Source organism: Streptomyces sp. NBC_00536, from assembly GCF_036346295.1.
In the GTDB taxonomy this organism is placed as follows: Bacteria; Actinomycetota; Actinomycetes; order Streptomycetales; family Streptomycetaceae; genus Streptomyces.
Window position 1 is genome coordinate 3878037 of record NZ_CP107819.1, and the last position, 18454, is coordinate 3896490.

Annotated in this window: 16 protein-coding genes and 1 tRNA gene; 10 read left to right on the forward strand and 7 right to left on the reverse strand. The window is 72.0% G+C overall.

Annotation, left to right across the window (positions count from 1 at the left end; all coding sequences use genetic code 11):
- The first annotated feature begins 8 nt into the window (after positions 1–8).
- Both OHS33_RS16850 and OHS33_RS16855 read left to right on the forward strand, forming a co-directional pair.
- Positions 9–998 carry an ArsA family ATPase gene (locus OHS33_RS16850; RefSeq protein WP_330331228.1) on the forward strand — a complete coding sequence of 330 codons (990 nt, stop codon included), beginning with the start codon at positions 9–11 and terminating at the stop codon, positions 996–998.
- Positions 995–2311, forward strand: a complete 1317-nt coding sequence (locus OHS33_RS16855; RefSeq protein ID WP_443065312.1) for an ArsA family ATPase — start codon at positions 995–997, stop codon at positions 2309–2311. Before OHS33_RS16850 ends, OHS33_RS16855 begins: the two co-directional genes overlap by 4 nt.
- A 17-nt stretch (positions 2312–2328) precedes the next feature.
- On the opposite strand, the gene OHS33_RS16860 is transcribed toward OHS33_RS16855, so the two are convergent.
- Positions 2329–2679, reverse strand: a complete 351-nt coding sequence (locus OHS33_RS16860; RefSeq protein WP_330331229.1) for a WhiB family transcriptional regulator — start codon at positions 2677–2679, stop codon at positions 2329–2331.
- A 385-nt stretch (positions 2680–3064) separates the two neighbouring features.
- Between OHS33_RS16860 and OHS33_RS16865 the strand changes: the two genes are divergently transcribed.
- A complete protein-coding gene (locus tag OHS33_RS16865; protein ID WP_330331230.1) occupies positions 3065–5380 on the forward strand; it encodes a transglycosylase domain-containing protein in 2316 nt (771 codons plus the stop codon).
- A 76-nt stretch (positions 5381–5456) separates the two neighbouring features.
- Here OHS33_RS16865 and OHS33_RS16870 read toward each other — a convergent pair whose 3' ends face one another.
- Entirely contained in the window at positions 5457–5918 is a 462-nt protein-coding gene (locus tag OHS33_RS16870; protein WP_330331231.1) for a GatB/YqeY domain-containing protein, read from the reverse strand.
- Positions 5919–5985: 67 nt separating this feature from the next.
- Between OHS33_RS16870 and OHS33_RS16875 the strand changes: the two genes are divergently transcribed.
- From OHS33_RS16875 to OHS33_RS16895, 5 genes are all read left to right on the forward strand, one after another.
- The gene (locus OHS33_RS16875; protein WP_330331232.1) at positions 5986–6924 is read left to right on the forward strand and encodes a metallophosphoesterase; all 939 of its coding nucleotides are present in this window, start codon (positions 5986–5988) and stop codon (positions 6922–6924) included.
- Between the two features lie 46 nt (positions 6925–6970).
- On the forward strand, positions 6971–7660 hold the full coding sequence (locus tag OHS33_RS16880) for a Pr6Pr family membrane protein (RefSeq protein WP_330331233.1): 690 nt from the start codon (positions 6971–6973) through the stop codon (positions 7658–7660).
- Between the two features lie 39 nt (positions 7661–7699).
- Positions 7700–7773: transfer RNA gene (locus tag OHS33_RS16885), tRNA-Pro, on the forward strand.
- Positions 7774–7884: 111 nt separating this feature from the next.
- Positions 7885–9399, forward strand: a complete 1515-nt coding sequence (locus OHS33_RS16890) for a SulP family inorganic anion transporter (protein WP_330331234.1) — start codon at positions 7885–7887, stop codon at positions 9397–9399.
- Between the two features lie 110 nt (positions 9400–9509).
- Complete coding sequence (locus tag OHS33_RS16895; RefSeq protein ID WP_330331235.1) at positions 9510–11150, forward strand: FAD-dependent monooxygenase; 1641 nt, start codon at positions 9510–9512, stop codon at positions 11148–11150.
- 32 nt (positions 11151–11182) lie between these two features.
- Here the strand turns inward: OHS33_RS16895 and OHS33_RS16900 are convergent, their stop codons facing one another.
- From OHS33_RS16900 to codA, 3 genes are all read right to left on the reverse strand, one after another.
- Positions 11183–11701 carry a DUF5956 family protein gene (locus OHS33_RS16900; RefSeq protein ID WP_330331236.1) on the reverse strand — a complete coding sequence of 173 codons (519 nt, stop codon included), beginning with the start codon at positions 11699–11701 and terminating at the stop codon, positions 11183–11185.
- Positions 11702–11763: 62 nt separating this feature from the next.
- Positions 11764–12342 carry an HD domain-containing protein gene (locus OHS33_RS16905; RefSeq protein WP_330331237.1) on the reverse strand — a complete coding sequence of 193 codons (579 nt, stop codon included), beginning with the start codon at positions 12340–12342 and terminating at the stop codon, positions 11764–11766.
- A 40-nt stretch (positions 12343–12382) separates the two neighbouring features.
- Positions 12383–13705 carry a cytosine deaminase gene (gene codA / locus OHS33_RS16910; RefSeq protein ID WP_330331238.1) on the reverse strand — a complete coding sequence of 441 codons (1323 nt, stop codon included), beginning with the start codon at positions 13703–13705 and terminating at the stop codon, positions 12383–12385.
- 142 nt (positions 13706–13847) lie between these two features.
- Between codA and OHS33_RS16915 the strand changes: the two genes are divergently transcribed.
- Both OHS33_RS16915 and OHS33_RS16920 read left to right on the forward strand, forming a co-directional pair.
- Complete coding sequence (locus OHS33_RS16915) at positions 13848–15632, forward strand: S9 family peptidase (protein ID WP_330335082.1); 1785 nt, start codon at positions 13848–13850, stop codon at positions 15630–15632.
- Positions 15633–15708: 76 nt separating this feature from the next.
- Complete coding sequence (locus tag OHS33_RS16920; RefSeq protein ID WP_330331239.1) at positions 15709–16524, forward strand: SURF1 family protein; 816 nt, start codon at positions 15709–15711, stop codon at positions 16522–16524.
- Here OHS33_RS16920 and OHS33_RS16925 read toward each other — a convergent pair.
- Together OHS33_RS16925 and OHS33_RS16930 are read right to left on the reverse strand one after the other, a co-directional pair.
- Positions 16493–17602 carry a hypothetical protein gene (locus tag OHS33_RS16925; protein ID WP_330331240.1) on the reverse strand — a complete coding sequence of 370 codons (1110 nt, stop codon included), beginning with the start codon at positions 17600–17602 and terminating at the stop codon, positions 16493–16495. The genes OHS33_RS16920 and OHS33_RS16925 overlap by 32 nt on opposite strands.
- Complete coding sequence (locus OHS33_RS16930; protein WP_443065313.1) at positions 17599–18354, reverse strand: SigE family RNA polymerase sigma factor; 756 nt, start codon at positions 18352–18354, stop codon at positions 17599–17601. The genes OHS33_RS16925 and OHS33_RS16930 overlap by 4 nt, the downstream gene beginning before the upstream one ends.
- Between the last annotated feature and the right edge of the window lie 100 nt (positions 18355–18454).

The following is an 18454-nucleotide window of genomic DNA, read 5'->3' on the forward strand; positions in this document are numbered from 1 at the left end:
CGGTCGCTGTGAGCAGGCTCCAGGTGGTCAGCGGCAAGGGCGGCACCGGAAAGACCACGGTCGCCGCGGCATTCGCGCTCGCCCTCGCACGCGAGGGCGGACGCACGCTTCTGGTGGAGGTGGAGGGCAGGCAGGGGATCGCACAGCTCTTCGGGGCGGAGGCGCTCCCGTACGAGGAGCGGAAGATCGCCGTCGCGCCGGGCGGCGGTGAGGTGTTCGGGCTCGCGATCGACGCGGAGCGGGCCCTGCTGGACTACCTCCAGATGTTCTACAAGCTCGGCTCGGCCGGGCGCGCCCTGAAGAAGCTGGGCGCCATCGACTTCGCGACCACGATCGCGCCGGGGCTGCGGGACGTGCTGCTGACCGGCAAGGCGTGCGAGGCGGTGCGGCGCAAGGACAAGGCGGGCCGGTTCGTCTACGACCACGTGGTGATGGACGCGCCGCCGACCGGGCGGATCACCCGCTTCCTGAACGTCAACGACGAGGTGGCGGGGCTGGCCCGGTTCGGGCCGATCCACAATCAGGCGCAGGCCGTCATGAAGGTGCTGAAGTCCCCGGAGACGGCCGTGCACCTGGTGACGCTGCTGGAGGAGATGCCGGTCCAGGAGACCGCGGACGGCATCGCAGAACTGCGCGCCGTCGGGCTGCCGGTCGGCCGGGTCATCGTCAACATGATGCGACCGCACCACCTGGACGAGGGAACCTTGCGGGCGGCCGCCGGGAACCACCGCGCCGAGCTGGCCCGGTCGCTGTCCCGGGCCGGCCTGGGCGGCGCGCGGCGCGGGGGCCTGGCGGAGCGGCTGCTGGACCCGCTGCTGGAGCAGGCCGCGGAACACGCGGGCCGGGTGGAGCTGGAGCGGGAGCAGCGGGCGGTCCTGGACGGGCTGGACGTGGCGGCGTACGAACTCCCCCTGCTCGGCGCGGGGATGGACCTGGCCGGGCTGTACGAGCTGGCGACGGAACTCCGCAAGCAGGTGGGTCAGGTGGGGACCGAATGAGCGAGAACCTGGGGAGCACGGGGACCATGGGCCTGGACACTCCGCCGCGGCTGGCGGTCGACGCGCTGCTCGACGATCCGGCCACGCGGATCGTCGTGTGCTGCGGGTCGGGCGGCGTCGGCAAGACCACCACGGCCGCGGCACTGGGCGTACGGGCGGCGGAGCGCGGGCGCACGGTGGTCGTCCTGACCATCGACCCGGCGCGCCGGCTGGCGCAGTCCCTCGGGATCGACACGCTCGACAACACCCCGCGGCGGGTGGCCGGGGTGGGCGGCGAACCGGGCGCGGACCAGCCCGGCGGTGAACTGCACGCCATGATGCTGGACATGAAGCGGACCTTCGACGAGATCGTCGAGGGGCACGCGGACGGCGAGCGGGCGAAGGCCATCCTGGACAACCCCTTCTACCAGTCGCTGTCGGCCGGGTTCGCGGGCACGCAGGAGTACATGGCGATGGAGAAGCTCGGGCAGCTGCGCGCCCGGGACGACTGGGACCTGATCATCGTCGACACCCCGCCGAGCCGCTCCGCGCTGGACTTCCTCGACGCGCCGAAGCGGCTGGGGTCCTTCCTGGACGGGAAGTTCATCCGGGTGCTGATGGCTCCGGCGAAGGTCGGCGGCCGGGCCGGGATGAAGTTCCTCAATGTCGGCATGTCGATGATGACCGGCACGCTGAGCAAGCTGATGGGTGCCTCGCTGCTGAAGGACGTACAGACCTTCGTGGCCGCGATGGACACGATGTTCGGCGGCTTCCGGACCCGCGCGGACGCGACGTACCGGCTGCTGCAGGCTCCCGGTACGGCCTTCCTCGTGGTCGCGGCGCCGGAGCCGGACGCGGTGCGCGAGGCGGCGTACTTCGTGGAGCGGCTGGCCGCGGAACGGATGCCGCTGGCCGGGCTCGTGCTGAACCGGGTGCACGGCAGCGGGGCCGACCAGCTCTCGGCGGAGCGGGCGTTGGCCGCCGCAGAGAATCTTGAAGAGGGCGGCATTGTCGATCAGGAGTCCGGGAAAGCTGGACATCGTGACTCCGCCGCGGACGGCTCCCCCGCCGAAGAGTTCACAGCGGACGAGGGCGCGGACGACGACTTCGACAAGGACTTCACAGCGGACGAGATCACCGCTGGTCTGCTGCGCCTGCACGCCGAGCGCATGCAGGTGATCGCGCGCGAGCGGCGCACACGCGATCGGTTCACCTCGCTGCACCCCGAGGTGGCGGTGGCCGAAGTGGCCGCCCTGCCCGGCGATGTACACGACCTCGCCGGGCTGCGGGCCATCGGAGAGCGGCTCGCGGCCGGGGTACCGGCCGGAGCGTAGACGGGCTGCGCGGGGGTCTACCCGGCTGCCGCGTACGTCTCGAACCGAAGATCAACCTCCGCATCGACATCCACGGTGAGGATGCCCGTACTGCGCTCGTACTCCGTACGGGCGGTTTCGAGCAGCCGTCGCCACGAGGTGACGGTGGGGCGCCTGCGCAGCAATGCGCGCCGCTCCCGCTCGGTCATTCCGCCCCACACGCCGAACTCGACGCGATTGTCGAGCGCGTCGGCCAGGCATTCGGTCCGCACCGGACATCCGGTGCACACCGCCTTGGCCCTGTTCTGTGCCGCTCCTTGAACGAACAGTTCATCCGGATCGGTAGTGCGGCAGGCTGCCTGCGCACTCCAGTCGGTAACCCAGCCCATCCCGGCGCCGTCCTCTCCCGAATCGAGGCTCCCCCACGGCGGTAGCGGCATATTCACCGCTACCAGTTGAGGACGTTACGGAAGGTGGACACAGTGCAACACCCCCGTCGGGCCCAATCTTGAATGGTCCGAACGGACTATGGGTAAGCGGCAGATCACCCGACGGAGTGATCGGACGACATGCCCGACCATTCCGGCAATTCGGGTGAATCGACGGTGGGCCACCTGAGAGGGGCGCGAGATTCGGACAAGAGTTCACCCCATTCGGGAAGGGTGAAAAACAAGCCGCGGGGTTGATGTCGCGCCGCACTGCTGTGACAGTTGTTGCCAGCTTAGGCCAAGGCATTCGCGTGTGTCCGGCGAATGAGAACGTAGGCTGCCCTCCATGGGAAAGAAGCGCTCAAGCGGAGGGCTCTCGGGGAGCCAACAGGCCGCCAGGTTCCTCGGGGTGTCCGTTCTCTCCGGAGTCGTGCTCGCCGGCATCGCGATCCCCGGCGCGGGCGCGCTGGGCCTCGCGGCCAAGGGCACGGTCGAGGGATTCGACGAGATCCCGGCCAATCTGAAGACACCTCCGCTGAGCCAGCGCACCACGATTCTGGACTCCGAAGGTGGCTTGATCGCCACTGTCTATTCACGTGACCGTCAGGTCGTGCCGCTCACCGCGATCTCGCCCTACATGCAGAAGGCGATCGTCGCGATCGAGGACTCGCGTTTCTACGAACACGGCGCGGTGGACCTCAAGGGCATCCTGCGCGCCGTGAACCGCAACGCGCAGGAGGGCGGCGCCGCACAGGGCGCTTCCACCCTCACCCAGCAGTACGTGAAGAACGTCTTCGTCGAAGAGGCCGGCGACGACGAGAGCAAGGTGCGCGAAGCCCAGGAGAAGAGCCTCGGGCGCAAGATCCGCGAGCTGAAGTACTCGATCCAGGTCGAGGAGGAACTCGGGAAGAAGAAGATCCTCGAGAACTACCTCAACATCACGTACTTCGGCCAGCAGGCGTACGGAATCGAGTCGGCGGCGCAGCGCTACTTCAGCAAGCCCGCCAAGGACCTCACCCTGGACGAGGCCGCGCTGCTCGCGGGCATCGTCCAGTCGCCGACCCGCTTCGACCCGGTCAACGACTCGGCCGAGTCCATGAAGCGCCGCAATGTCGTCCTCCAGCGGATGGCCGACATGAAGGACATCTCGCAGGCGGAGGCGGACGCGGCGAAGCTCAAGCCCGTCACCCTGAAGGTGACCCGCCCGAAGAACGGCTGCATCACGGCCGTCAAGGGCGCGGGCTTCTTCTGCGACTACGTGCGCAACACCTTCCTGACCGACACGGTCTTCGGCAAGACCCGGGAGGAGCGCGCGAAGCTCTGGAACCAGGGCGGCCTGACCGTACGGACCACCCTGGACCCGCAGTCGCAGGAGGCGGCCAACGCCTCGATCAAGGAGCACGTCTACGCGGACGACTCGATCGCGACGGCCGTGACCATGGTCCAGCCGGGCACCGGACGGGTGCTCGCGATGGGTCAGTCGAAGCCGTACGGCTTCGGGAAGAACGAGACGCAGATCAACTACTCCGTGGACAAGCGGATGGGCGGCTCCAACTTCGGCTTCCAGACGGGCTCGACCTTCAAGCCCTTCATCGCCGCCGCGGCGCTGGAGCGCGGGACGCTGCCGACCAAGGTCTACCCGGCGCCGTACGAGATCGACTACCCGAGCCCGATCGCGCGCTGCGACGGCACGAACTACATCAACGAGCGCGACCCCAAGACCAAGAAGTACGAGAAGGCGCAGAACGAGACCGAGGAGGAGTACGGCCCGTACGCGCTGAAGACGGCGATGGAGAAGTCCATCAACACGTACTTCGTCCAGATGATCGGCGAGGTCGGGCTCTGCCCGGTCACCGAGATGACGCAGAAGCTGAACGTCGTCCCGGCGAGCGGCGAGAAGCTCCCCGAGTCCCCGTCCATCGCGCTCGGTTCGGCCGAGATGTCCCCGCTGACGATGGCCAACGCCTACGCCGCCTTCGCCAACCGCGGCGTCTACTGCACCCCGGTCGCGATCGAGGCCATCACCGACTCGCACAACAAGGCGCTCCAGGTGCCGAAGTCCAAGTGCGACCAGGCGATGTCGGAGACGACCGCCGACACCGTCAACACGCTGCTGCGCGGAGTGGTCGACTCCGGTACCGGTGAGAAGGCCGGGCTGACCGACCGCGACAGCGCGGGCAAGACGGGTACCACCGACAACCGCTACAACGCCTGGTTCGTCGGCTACACCCCGAACATGTCCGGCGCGGTGTGGGTCGGCTCGGGCGGCGCGAAGAAGATCTCGATGGAGGACATCACCATCGGCGGGCAGTACTACCCGAAGGTCTTCGGTGGCGGCCTGCCCGGCCCGATCTGGAAGGACGCCGTCTCGGGCGCGCTGTCCGGGCGCGAGGCCCCGACCTTCACCACGGTCAACATCCCGGAGCCCTCGACCCCCTCCGGCGGCAGCCGCAACAACCAGAACCCGCCGCCCGCGAACCGGCCCGGCAAGGGCAAGCCCGGCAAGCCGGGCGGCGACGGCAAGCCGGGTGACGGCGCGCCGGGCGGGCAGACGATCGCGGGCATGACCACCGGCACCCCGGGCGGCGGCCCGGGCACGCCCGACCCGGGCATCAGCCTCCCGGCGGGCATCCTGGGCGAGCCGACGGGCCGCCGCCCGTAGCGCGTACGCAGACGTATATGAGGGAGGGCCCCGGTCGCAGTCGCGACCGGGGCCCTCCCTCATGTGTGCGCAGGTGTCAGGAGAGGAGCTTCTTGACGGTCGCGGCGACGCGCCCGCCCTCCGCCAGCCCGGCGACCTTCGGGTTCACGATCTTCATGACGGCGCCCATCGCCCGCGGCCCCTCGGCGCCCGCGGCCCTGGCCTCCTCGACGGCCGACGCCACGATCGCGGTCAGCTCGTCGTCGCTGAGCTGCTTGGGCAGGTACGCGTCGAGCAGCTCACCCTCGGCCACCTCGCGCGCGGCCTGCTCGGTCCGGCCACCCTGGGCGAAGGCCTCGGCGGCCTCGCGGCGCTTCTTCGCCTCCTTCGCGATCACCTTGAGGACTTCGTCGTCGGAGAGCTCGCGCGCTTCCTTGCCCGCGACCTCCTCCTTGGTGATGGCGGTGAGGGTCAGTCGCAGCGTGGACGAGCGGAGTTCGTCGCGCGCCTTGATGGAGTCGGTGAGGTCTTCCCTGAGCTTGGCCTTGAGCGTGGTCATGGGTCGAGTCTGCCAGGTGCGGGGGCGCTGGCGCCCGCCGGTTTTCCCGGTCTGCGACGATGGGGCCATGCGTGCGCGTTACGGAATCCCCCTGAAGGTCACCGCGGGCATCGCCGCGGCCGGAGTCGCCGGTGTGGCCTATGCCGCCGGTTTCGAGGCACGGTCGTTCCGGCTCCGCCGGGTGACCGTCCCGGTGCTCCCCCAGGGGATGCGGCCCCTGCGGGTCCTGCAGGTATCGGACATCCACATGGTCGGCGGGCAGGGCAAGAAGCGCGCCTGGCTCCAGTCCCTGGCGGGACTGCGGCCCGACTTCGTGGTGAACACCGGCGACAACCTCTCGGACACCGAGGGGATCCCGGAGGTGCTCGACGCGCTCGGTCCGCTGATGGAGTTCCCCGGCGCCTACGTCTTCGGCTCGAACGACTACTACGGACCGCGCCTGCGCAACCCGGGGCGCTATCTGATCGAGAAGGTCCAGGGCCGGCACGGGCTGAACGGCAACAAGCCGGTCGTCGGCGCCGTCCACAACCCGTGGGAGGACCTGCGGGACGCCTTCGACGCGGCGGGCTGGCTGAACCTCACCAACACCCGGGCGCGGATGAAGCTGGACGGGCTGGAGCTGGCCTTCACCGGTCTGGACGACCCGCACATCAAGCGGGACCGCTACGAGCGGGTGGCCGGCGGTCCGGAGGCGGACGCCGACTTCTCGGTCGCCGTCGTGCACGCCCCGTACCTGCGCGCGCTGGACGCCTTCGCGGCGGACGGCTATCCGCTGATCCTCGCGGGGCACACGCACGGCGGGCAGCTGTGCGTCCCCTTCTACGGGGCCCTGGTCACCAACTGCGACCTGGACGCCAAGCGGGTGAAGGGCCTCTCCACGCACGAGGCCGCCGGGCAGCGCTCGTACCTGCACGTCTCGGCCGGCTGCGGCACGAACCGGTTCACCCCGGTCCGCTTCGCCTGCCCGCCGGAAGCGACCCTGCTCACCCTGACGGCCGCGTCCTGAGGCCGCGTCCTGAGACCCGACGCGGCCCAGCCGGTACGTTGAACGGATGATCGCAGCAGGTTTCGCAGCTTCCTTCCGCGCCCTGATCGCCCTGGCCGCGACCGTGGGCCTCGTGATCGAGTGCGTCTACGGCAGCGTTCCCGTCGTGCTGAGCTTCTTCACCATCTGGACGAACATCCTGGTGGCGGTGGTCTTCGGGCTCTGCGCGGTGCGCGCGTGGCAGCGCCGCCCGGAGCCTGGCCCCCTGTGGCGGGGCGGGGTGCTGCTCTTCATCCTGATCACCGGGCTGGTCTTCCACCTGGTGCTGGACAATCCGTCGAGCCCGTTCAACGTGGTCGAGGACCTCGACAAGCTCAGCGGCGCCAGGGCCGTCTCCAACCAACTGCTGCACACGGTCACCCCGATCGCGGCCGCCCTGGACTTCGTACTGCTCACGGCCCCGCGCCGACTGCGCCCGCGCCATGCGGCCCAGTGGCTGGCCTTCCCCTTCCTGTACCTGGCGTTCGCCCTGGTCCGCGGCGCCCTGCTGGCCCCGGGCACGAAGACGCGGTACACGTACCCCTTCATCGACGTGGCGGAGTACGGCTACGCCCGGGTCGCGGTGAACGGTCTCGTCCTCGGCCTCGCCTTCTACGCCCTGGGCCTCGCCCTGGTCACGGCCGACCGCTTCCGCCCGGCCCTCCTCACCCCCCGCGAAAACCGGATTTCGTCTCCGGCCGACGGTCCGCTAAAGTAATCGATGTCGCCAGGGCAGCAACACCGCCAAGGCGGCGATCGGGGTGTAGCGCAGCTTGGCAGCGCGCTTCGTTCGGGACGAAGAGGTCGTGGGTTCAAATCCCGCCACCCCGACTTCGTAAGACGCAAGAGGCCTGATCCACTCAGTGGATCGGGCCTTTCGTGTCTTCTCCGCACGCCTGCCTGCCGGTTCGGGTGTGCCCGCCCAGCCCGAGGTCCGTGAGCGTGTCTTCTTCCCCTGCCCCCATATCCGTACGGCTGCCCGGTTTGCGGCGGCCGGGGCGGCCTGCGTGGCTGTCGCCGAAGGTGCTGCGGACCGAGGTGCTCGGCGGGCTGGTCGTCGCGCTGGCGCTGATCCCCGAGGCGATCTCGTTCTCGGTCATCGCCGGGGTGGATCCGGCGATCGGGCTGTTCTCCTCGTTCACCATGGCTGTGGTGATCTCGGTCGTCGGCGGGCGGCCGGCGATGATCTCGGCCGCCACGGGGGCCGTGGCGCTCGTGATCGCGCCGCTGAACCGGGAGTACGGCCTGGGGTACCTGATCGCGGCGGTGATCCTCGGCGGGGTCTTCCAGATCGTGCTCGGCGCGCTCGGTGTGGCGAAGCTGATGCGGTTCATCCCGCGCTCGGTGATGGTCGGGTTCGTCAACTCCCTCGCGATCCTGGTCTTCATGGCCCAGGTCCCCGAGGTGCGGAACGTGCCGTGGGCCGTCTACCCGCTGCTCGCCTGCGGGCTCGCGCTGATGGTGTTCTTCCCGAAGGTCACGAAGGTGGTTCCGGCCCCGCTCGTGGCCATCGTCATCCTCACGGCCATCACCATCGCCGCGGGGATCGCGGTGCCGACCGTCGGGGACAAGGGGGCGCTGCCCTCGTCGCTGCCGGTGCCGGGGCTGCCGGACGTGCCGTTCACCCTGGACACCCTGGCGCTCGTCGCCCCGTACGCCCTGGCCATGGCGGTGGTCGGGCTGATGGAGTCGCTGATGACGGCGAAGCTGGTCGACGAGATCACCGGCACGCGGTCCTCGAAGACCCGGGAGTCCGTCGGGCAGGGCGTCGCGAACATCGTCACCGGGTTCTTCGGCGGCATGGGCGGCTGCGCGATGATCGGCCAGACGATGATCAACGTGAAGGTGTCGGGCGCCCGGACTCGGCTGTCGACCTTCCTCGCCGGTGTGTTCCTGATGGTGCTGTGCATCGCCTTCGGGCCGCTGGTCTCGGACATTCCGATGGCCGCGCTCGTCGCCGTCATGGTGATGGTCTGTTTCGCGACCTTCGACTGGCATTCGGTCGCGCCGAAGACGCTCCGGCGGATGCCGGCCGGGGAGATCACCGTCATGGTGCTGACCGTGGCCTGTGTGGTCGCCACGCACAACCTCGCCGTCGGCGTCGTCGCCGGATCGGTCACCGCGATGGTCATCTTCGCCAAGCGGGTCGCGCACCTGGCGGACGTCACCGCCGTCACCGACCCCGAGGGCGGCACGGTGGTGTACTCGGTCACCGGCGAGCTGTTCTTCGCCTCGTCCAACGACCTGGTCGGGCGGTTCGACTACGCGGGCGACCCCGACGAGGTCGTCATCGACCTCTCCGGCGCCCATGTCTGGGACGCCTCCTCCGTCGCGGCGCTCGACGCCATCGAGGACAGGTACCGCCGACGCGGCAAGAACGTCGAGATCACCGGCCTGAACGAACACAGCGCCCGGCTGTACGGAAAGCTGAGCGGGGAACTCGCGGCGGGTCACTGACGGTCAGCCCGCGGGCCACTGCATCTCGCGTCGGCGTGCCGGGGCGGAGTGCCGGGGTGACCATGGAGTGCGGGGGCCGTTCATACGGGGGCTCGTCCCGGGAGGGACTCATGACGGACACCTCCGGAGGAACCATTGACGTGCTGGTCGCGGGGGCCGGGCCGGTCGGGCTGACGGCCGCGGCCGAGCTGCGGCGGCGCGGGGTGCGCTGTCGGCTCGTCGACCTGCTCCCGGCCCGGCTGCCGTACGCGAAAGCGGTCGGGATCCAGCCGCGCACCCTGGAGATCTGGGACCGGATGGGCTTCGTCCACGACGCCCTCGACCTGGCGGTCCGGCTGCGCGGGCAGCTGACGTACGTGGACGGCGTCGAGCAGCCCCGGCTCGAAATGGTGATGCCGCCCGAGGTGCCGTACGGCTTCGCCGCGCTGCCGCAGTACGAGACGGAGCGCGTCCTGGAGGCGTTCCTGAACCGGTTCGGGACGGGCATCGAGCGGTCCACCGAGCTGGTGTCGTTCGCCCAGGACGCCGACGGGGTGACCTGCCGGCTGCGCACGCCGGGCGGCGAGGAAGAGGTCCGCGCCCGGTTCCTGGTGGGCTGCGACGGCGCGCACAGCACCGTGCGCAAGGGGCTCGGGCTGGGCTTCGAGGGCGGCGCCTTCCCCGAGGAGTACATGCTCGCCGACGTCGAGGTCGAGTGGAACCTCCCGCGCGGGTACGCGGTGCGCGCCACGCACCACGACGCCGGGGGCGCCGTCGACGACGTGCTGATGGGCGTCCCGCTGCCCGGCACGAACCGGTACCGGATGTCCATGATGGTGCCGCCCGACCTGTCCGCCGCGACCAGGGGGAGTACACCGGACGGGATCGCGCACGGCCTGGACACCGCCGACGGGCGCAAGCCCGGACTGCACCACATCCAGGCCGTCCTGGACCGGATGTCGCCCTGGCCCACGACCGCCTCCGCGCTGCGCTGGTCGTCTGTCTTCCGGATCAGCCACCGGCTGGTCGACCGCTACGCGGACGGCCGGGTCTTCGTCGCCGGGGACGCCGCGCACATCCACCCGCCGACCGGCGCGCAGGGCATGAACACCGGTATCCAGGACGCCTGGAACCTGGCCTGGAAGCTGGCCCTGGCCGTCGAGGGCGCCGCGGCTCCGGGTCTGCTCGCGAGCTACGACGCCGAGCGCAGGCCGGTCGGCGAGGAGGTCGTCGGCCGCACCGTCCGGCACGCAGCCGAAGGGATCAAGGCCGACCCCGACGACCCGCGGACGGTGATGCTGCGCGAGGCCCAGCTGCTCGTCGGCTACCGGGGCGGCCCCCTCGTGGACCCGGCGTCGGCGGACGGCGGGCCCGGCCCGCAGCCCGGCGACCGGGCGCCCGACTGCGCCGGGCTGGCCGGGGCGATCGCGGCCTATCCGCTGCGCCTGTTCGACCTGCTGCGCGGGCGGGAGCACGTACTCCTCCTGTACGGGACCGGGCCGACGGCTGAGGGCTTCGGCCCGCTCGCGGCCGCCGTGCGGGAGGCGGCGGACGGGCAAATCGACGTGTGCGCGATTCTCGCGGAGCACAAAACGGACGCAGCCGACGCGGTGCCCGTGTACCGCGACGCGCGCGGCGAGTTCGCCCGCCTGTACGGCGTACGGGAACCGACCGCCTTCCTGGTCCGCCCCGACGGCTACCTCGCGGCCCGGCTCACCCCGCCGACCGCGGCGGGGCTGCGCGCCTGCCTGGCGAAGGTCTTCGCGCGCTGAGCGCCGCTCCCGCCTCCCGCTCCCGGTCAACGTCAGCCCGTCGCGTCGAGCAGGGCCGTCAGTTCGTCGCGGACCAGCTCCATGAACGGCCCCGTCGCCGCGGGTTCCACCGCGCGCTCCCCGGCCACCGCGTGCAGGTGGGCCAGTACGGCCTCCAGGTCCGCGAAGGGCCCCACCGGGCGCAGCAGCCACAGGCGGCCCGCCGGGCGGGGCGGCAGTCCGAGGCCGGCGAGGGCCGCGTCGGCCTCCGCGTCCATCCCGTGCAGGTCGGCGGCGGACAGCGGCGCGCACTCGACGTCGGTGACCTTGCCGTGGCCGTCCAGCCGGGTCTCCACGGCCCAGCGGGTGGCGCGGTCCGCCACCCAGGTCCGGGCGTCGGCGGGCCACACGTACGGCAGGAACACCCACAGCGCCTGCTCGGGGGCGGGTTCCCAGCCGAGCACCTCCAGTTCACGCACCTCGGGCAGCCGGTCCGGCTCCTGTTCGCTGCGCCCGGAGCGGCGCAGCGCGAGGGGGTGCGGGGCTCCGTCCTCGTCCCAGTCCCATGACATGGGCGCAGGGTACCGACGACGGAGCCCCGCACCGATGAAGACGCGTCAGCCCAGCGGGTTCCTCAGCCCAGCGGGTTCTTCGCGATCCGCTCCGCTATGCCGTTCGCGACCAGCCCGGCCGCCGAGCAGTGCGGCTTGCGGGCGGCCTGGTCCTCGAACAGGGCCAGGAAGGACGGGCCGAAGTCCGCCCGCGGGTGGGCGGCGAGGAGTTCCGCGCGGAAGCGCTCGTCGAACTCCTCCACCCGCAGGCCCGACACGTCGGCGCTGGTGCCCACCTGCAGCAGGTGGCTCTCCACGTCCTCGTCGGCCGTGACGTCCTCGCGCATGTGCCGCACGATGATCTCCTCGGCGCGGGCGCGCCGGGCCGGGGCCCAGCCGAGGCCCGCCGTCAGCACGCGGGCCACGTGCCCGCCCGCCTCCTCGAAGGAGAGGGTGTGGCTGTCGAAGGGAGCGGTCAGGCCCAGGTCGTGCAGCAGCGAGGCGACGTAGAACAGCTCCTCGTCATACACCAGGCCGTGCTCGGCGGCATGGCGCGCGCCGAAGGCGTACGACCGCACCGAATGGTGGAACAGGGCCTCGTCCGCATACTCCGCGGCGATCTCCCGCGCTGCCTCCGCCGATCGTCCCGCTACCGTCCACATATCGCTCGGTTCCCCTCCGCCTGACGCCGGTTGACGCTGGTCACTGTAGGCGGCGGGCGAAGTCCACCGGTTCCGGGTCCTCGCCCGGCCAGCTCAGCCTGGTCGGTGCCACCGGGGTCTCGGCGAGGATCCGGCCGTTCGAGACGACGAGGCGCGGGCGGACCTGGCGGCGCAGCGCCTCGGTCGGCGAAGGCGCGGGCAGCAGAACGAAGTTGGCGGGGGCGCCCTCCGCGATGCCGTACGCGTCCTCGTCGAGCCCGAGCACCCGGGCCGCGCGGTCCGTCACCATGGAGAACGCGGTGGGGATCTCTTCCGTTCCCGTCAACTGGGCGGCGTACAGGCCCACCAGGGCGCTCTGGAGCGGGTTCCCGGTGCCCAGGGCGTTCCACGGGTCCATCACGTCGTCGTGCCCGAAGGCCACGTTGACCCCCGCCGCCAGCATCTCCTTGACCTGGGTGAGGCCGCGCCGCTTGGGGTAGGCGTCGAAGCGGCCCTGGAGGTTGAGATTGGCGAAGGGGTTGCTCACCAGGTTGATCCCGGAACGCTCCAGCAGCCGCTGGAGTTTGAAGCTGTAGGCGCCGCCATAGGAACCCATCGCGGTGGTGTGGGAGGCGGTCGCCCGGCCGCGCAGTCCGGAGCGCAGCGCCAGGGTCGCCAGTACCTCCACGAACCGCGACTGTTCGTCGTCGATCTCGTCGCAGTGGGCGTCCACGCGCAGCCCGTGCCGTTCGGCCAGTTCGAAGGCGAAGCGCAGTGAGTCGACCCCGTCCTCGCGGGTGTCCTCGAAGTGCGGGATCGCGCCGATCACGTCCGCGCCGCGCACCACGGCCTCGCGCATCAGCCGTTCGCCGTCCGGGAAGGAGACGATGCCCTCCTGCGGGAAGGCCACGATCTGCAGGTGCATCACGTCCCGCACCCGGTCGCGGACCTCCGCCAGGGCGTCGAGCGCGGTCAGGCCGGGGTCGGTGACATCGCAGTGCGTACGGACGTACAGCACGCCCTGGGCGGCCTGCCAGCGCAGCACCTCGGTGGCGCGCGCGATGACGTCCTCGCGGGTCAGGGTGCGTTTGCGTTCGCTCCAGCAGGCGATGCCCTCCCAGAGGGTGCCGGAGGTGTTCGGGCGGGGTTCGCCCGCGGTCAGCGCGGTGTCGAGGTGGATGTGCGGTTCGACGAAGGGCGCGGTGAGCAGCCCGCCGTGCGCCTCGACGAGGGTCCCCGTCACCGGGGGTTCCCGCTCGTCGTCGTGCGGGATGAGGTGGGCGATCCGGCCGTCCTCGGCCACCTCGACGTCGACGAGGTCGGCGGCGACCGCGCCGCGGCCCTCTCCTGTGTGCAGCCGGGCACCCCGGACGATCATGCGCATACCGTGACGTTATAGCCGTACGGCACCGCGCGCCCCGGCAATGCCGCCGTGCGGCAAGAATGGGCGCATGACCAGCGATGTGAGCAGCGATGTGCCCAGCGGCGTGCCCAGCGATGCGAGCGATGTGAGTGCCCCGCCCGCCATGCCGGACTGGGAGAAGCGGTTCCGGGCCCCCCGCGTGGGACTGCCCGACTGGGCCGAGGACGCCCCGGACCGCAGCCTCTTCGTCTCCAACGCGACGGGGACCTACGAGCTGTACGCGTGGGACCGCGCGAGCGGCACGCAGCGCCAGGCCACCGACCGCCCGAACGGGACCACCGACGGCACCCTCTCCCCCGACGGCGCCTGGATCTGGTGGTTCTCCGACACCGACGGCGACGAGTTCGGCGTCTGGGTGCGCCAGCCCTTCGAGGGCGGTCCGGACGAGCCCGCGACCCCGGGCCTGGAGCCCTCCTACCCGGGCGGTCTGGCGATCGGCCGGGACGGCACGGCCGTGGTGGGCCGCTCCACCGACGAGGACGGCTCGACGCTGCACGTCGTGCGCCCCGGCGCGGAGCCGGTGGAGATCTACCGCCACCACGAGTCGGCGGGCGTCGGCGACCTCTCCCGCGACGGCACCCTCGTCGTGATCGAGCACACCGAGCACGGCGACGCGATGCACTCCTCGCTGCGCGTGGTCACCCTGGACGGGGCGACCGTCGCCGAGCTGGACGATTCCAAGGGCGGTACGGAGGAGCTGGGCCTGTCCGCGCTCGGTTTCGCGCCGGTCGCCGGGGACACCCGGCTGCTGGTGGGCCACCAGCGGCGGGGCCGCTGGGAGCCGATGGTGTGGGACGTCGTGGCGGGCACCGAGGAGGCCCTGGACATCGACCTGCCCGGTGACGTGAGCGCCGAGTGGTACCCGGACGGCGGCGCCCTGCTGATCGCGCACGAGTTCGAGGCGCGCGGCGAGCTGTGGCGCTACGACCTGGCGACGCGGGAGCTGGTCCGGGTGGACACCCCGCCCGGTACGGTCTCGGGCGCGACCGCCCGCCCCGACGGCACCGTCGAATACCAGTGGTCCTCGGCCGCCGAGCCCGCCTCGGTACGGTCCACCACCGGCGCGGTGGTGCTGGACCCGCCGGGCTTCCGGCCGCCGGGCTCCGTGCCCGTCGAGGACGTGTGGGTCCAGGGCCCGGGCGGGCGCATCCATGCGCTCGCGCAGCGCCCGGCCGGGCACGGCGAGGGCCCCTTCCCGACCATCTTCGAGATCCACGGCGGGCCGACCTGGCACGACAGCGACGCCTTCGCCGCCACCCCCGCGGCCTGGCTGGACCACGGCTTCGCGGTGGTCCGGGTCAACTACCGGGGCTCGACCGGCTACGGCCGCGAGTGGACCGACGCCCTCAAGCACCGGGTCGGCCTGATCGAGCTGGAGGACATCGACGCGGTGCGCGCGTGGGCGGTGGAGTCCGGGCTCGCCGATCCGGCGCGCCTGGTGCTGTCCGGCGGCTCGTGGGGCGGCTACCTGAGCCTGCTGGGCCTGGGCACGCAGCCCGAGGTGTGGGCGGTGGGGCTGGCCGCGGTGCCCGTCGCCGACTACGTGGCGGCGTACGAGGACGAGATGGAGCCGCTCAAGGCGCTGGACCGGACCCTGTTCGGCGGGACGCCCGAGGAGGTGCCGGACCGCTTCGCCGCCTCGTCCCCGCTGACGTACGTGGACGCGGTGCGGGCGCCGGTGCACATCGCGGCGGGCGTCAACGACCCGCGCTGCCCGATCCGGCAGATCGACAACTACGTCGAGCGGCTGGTGGCGCGCGGCGCCGAGCACGAGGTCTACCGCTACGACGCCGGGCACGGCTCGCTGGTCGTGGAGGAGCGGATCAAGCAGGTCCGGATGGAGCTGGACTTCGCGCTGAAGCACCTGCCGCGGGGGGCCTCGGCCTGACGTCCGGGCCCGGGGCGGGCCCGACCCGGTCCGCCCCGGGACAGAGCGACCGGTGCACCCCCCGTACGGTGGTGGGGTGCACCGGTTTCTCCTGACCCCGCGTTGGTGGGGGATCAACGTCTTCGTCGTGCTGGCCGTTCCCTTCTGTCTGTTCATGGGGACGTGGCAGCTCGGCCGGTTCGAGGACCGCGTCGGCAGCCACCGGGAGGCGAGCGCCGAACGGCCCGCCGACCAGAGCGCCGCCCCGCTGGACTCCCTGCTCCCGGTGGACACCCGGACCTCCGGACGCCTCGCCTCCGTCTCCGGCCAGTACGCCGAACAGCTGCTGGTCCCGGAGCGGGATCTCGACGGGAAGTCCGGCTTCTACGTGCTGACCCTGCTGCGCACCGACGGCGGCAAGGCCGTCCCGGTGGTCCGCGGCTGGCTCCCGGGGAGCGCGGACGCGGCCCGGGCCCCGGCGCCGCCCACCGGCCGGGTCGAGGTCACCGGTGTGCTCCAGGCCCCGGAGAGTTCCAGCAGCAAGGGCGTCCACTCGCAGGGCGGTCTGCCCGCCGGACAGCTCGGCGTGATCGGGGCGGCCTCCCTGGTCAACCTGGTGCCCTACGGCCTCTACGACGCGTGGCTGACCGTGCCGACGGCCTCGGACGGCATGGTTCCGGTCCCCGCCAAGGCACCGGCGAACACCGGGCTCGACCTCAAGGCCTTCCAGAACCTCGGCTACACCGGCGAGTGGTTCGTCTTCTCGGCCTTCGTGCTCTTCATGTGGTTCAGGCTCTACCGGCGCGAGGTCGAGACCCTGCGCGACGCGGAGGCCGGGCTGCTGCCGGAGGACGGCGCCACCGTCCCCCTCCCCGCCCCCGCTACGGCTTCGGCGTCGCGTCCAGCGGAATGACGCCCGTGCGGTAGAGCGTCCCCCCGCAGGCCGCCGTGGGAATGGTGGTCGTGGTGACGGGCGCGCCCGCCTGCGCGGTGTGCGTGACCTCGACCCCGGGACTCGGCGGCGTCGGCCCGGCGCTCGGCTCGACGGCCGCCCCGCTGCCCGCGTCGCTCTGCGCGCCCTGCGCCTGCGCTCCGCCGCCCTGCGGGGGCTTGCCGCCCGGATCCGCCGCGCCGCCGCCCGTACAGGCGGCTTCGGGCACCCACGCGAAGCGCACCTCGTAGCCCATGGCCGGCTGGAGGACCAGGCCGGGCGCCTCCACCGCCGGGTTCGGCAGTCCGGTCGCCGGATCGCCCGCGGTGTGCGCGAGGACCGTGACCGCGGGCTTGCCGGTGGCCGCGCCCGACGCCGGGGCCGCGGTGACGGTGTCGGCGCCCGTGACCGTACAGCCCGCGGCGGAGACGTTGGTGACCCGGAAGCTGCCGTAGACCTTGCCGTCGGCCTCCGCGGTACGGGCGCCCGCGCGCACCCCGAGCTGGGCTTCGCCGCAGCCGGGCAGCCCCGGGGCGGCGGGGGGCAGCAGCGGGCCGCCGCCGGTCGCGGCGCCCGTGGCGGCCGGGCCGGTGCCCGCGCCGGCGGACGGGGTCGGCGCCCCGGGCTGCGGGGTGCTGCCGGTGCCGCCCGCGCCCACGCCCTGGCCGTGGGCCGGGGGCTGCGGGGACTGGGGGGCTTCGCCCGCTCCGGCGGCGTGCGGGTCGGAGGCGCCGCCGGGCTTGCCCTCCGCGGCCGTGCCGTGGCCCGCCATCGCGGAGTGCTCGCCGGGCGTGGACTCGGCCGCCGTCAGGCGCATCGCGGCCGGGACCGCCGTACCGCACAGCAGCACGGCCGCGGCGGCGCCGATGACGGCCTGGCGCTTACGGGCCCGGCGGACCGGGACGGCGTGGCGCAGGCGCTCCAGCGCGCCGTCCGAGGGCGTCAGCTCCGCGACGGCTCCGTGCAGCAGCCCGCGCAGCTCGTCCGGCGCGAAGTCCCGCGCGCGGTGGCCGGGATCCTCTTCGTGCGTTCCGCCGAAGCGGTTCACCTGGTCGTTCATGACTGCGCAGCCTCCATCGCCACCCGCAGCGCGGCAATGCCCCGCGATCCGTACGCCTTCACCGAGCCCAGGGATATCCCGAGCGTCTCGGCGACCTGGGCCTCCGTCATGTCCGCGAAATAACGCAGCACCAGCACCTCGCGCTGGCGGCGCTGCAGTCCGCGCATCGATCTGATCAGGTCGTCCCGCTCCAGCTGCTCGTAGGCGCCCTCTTCGGCGCTCGCCATGTCGGGCATCGGCTTCGACAGCAGCTTGAGGCCGATGATGCGGCGGCGCAGCGCGGAGCGCGAGAGGTTCACGACGGTCTGGCGCAGGTACGCCAGGGTCTTCTCGGGCTCGCGGACCCGGCTGCGCGCGGAGTGGACCCGGATGAACGCCTCCTGGACCACGTCCTCGCAGGAGGCGGTGTCGTCGAGGAGCAGCGCGGCCAGGCCCAGCAGGGAGCGGTAGTGCGCCTGGTAGGTCGCGGTGAGGTGGTCGACTGTGGTGCCGACGGCCTCGGGTGTCGCTGTCTGGGACGCCGCCGCCGCGGCGCTCTCGGCACCGTCGGAGCCGTCACGCGGGGCGGGCACGCGTGCCCCCCTGGCCTTGGGGGCGGGCACGGCCGACGTGCCGGCGCCCGGCGTTCCCGCCGGAAGGGGCACGATCACCGGGAAGCCGCCGCCGGGGCCGGAGCCCGCAGGGCGGCGCCGTACCGGAAGGATCCCGGGGCGCACCGGTGGAACCACGAAGTCGAGCAATGCCTCTGCCACGCCAGTTGGACACGCGTCCCCCGGTCAGGGTTGTACGCGTGCGGCAGCCTCACCAGCATTGTGTCGCCCGCCCTCATGCGTCACCGCTCTTCGCCTTGAT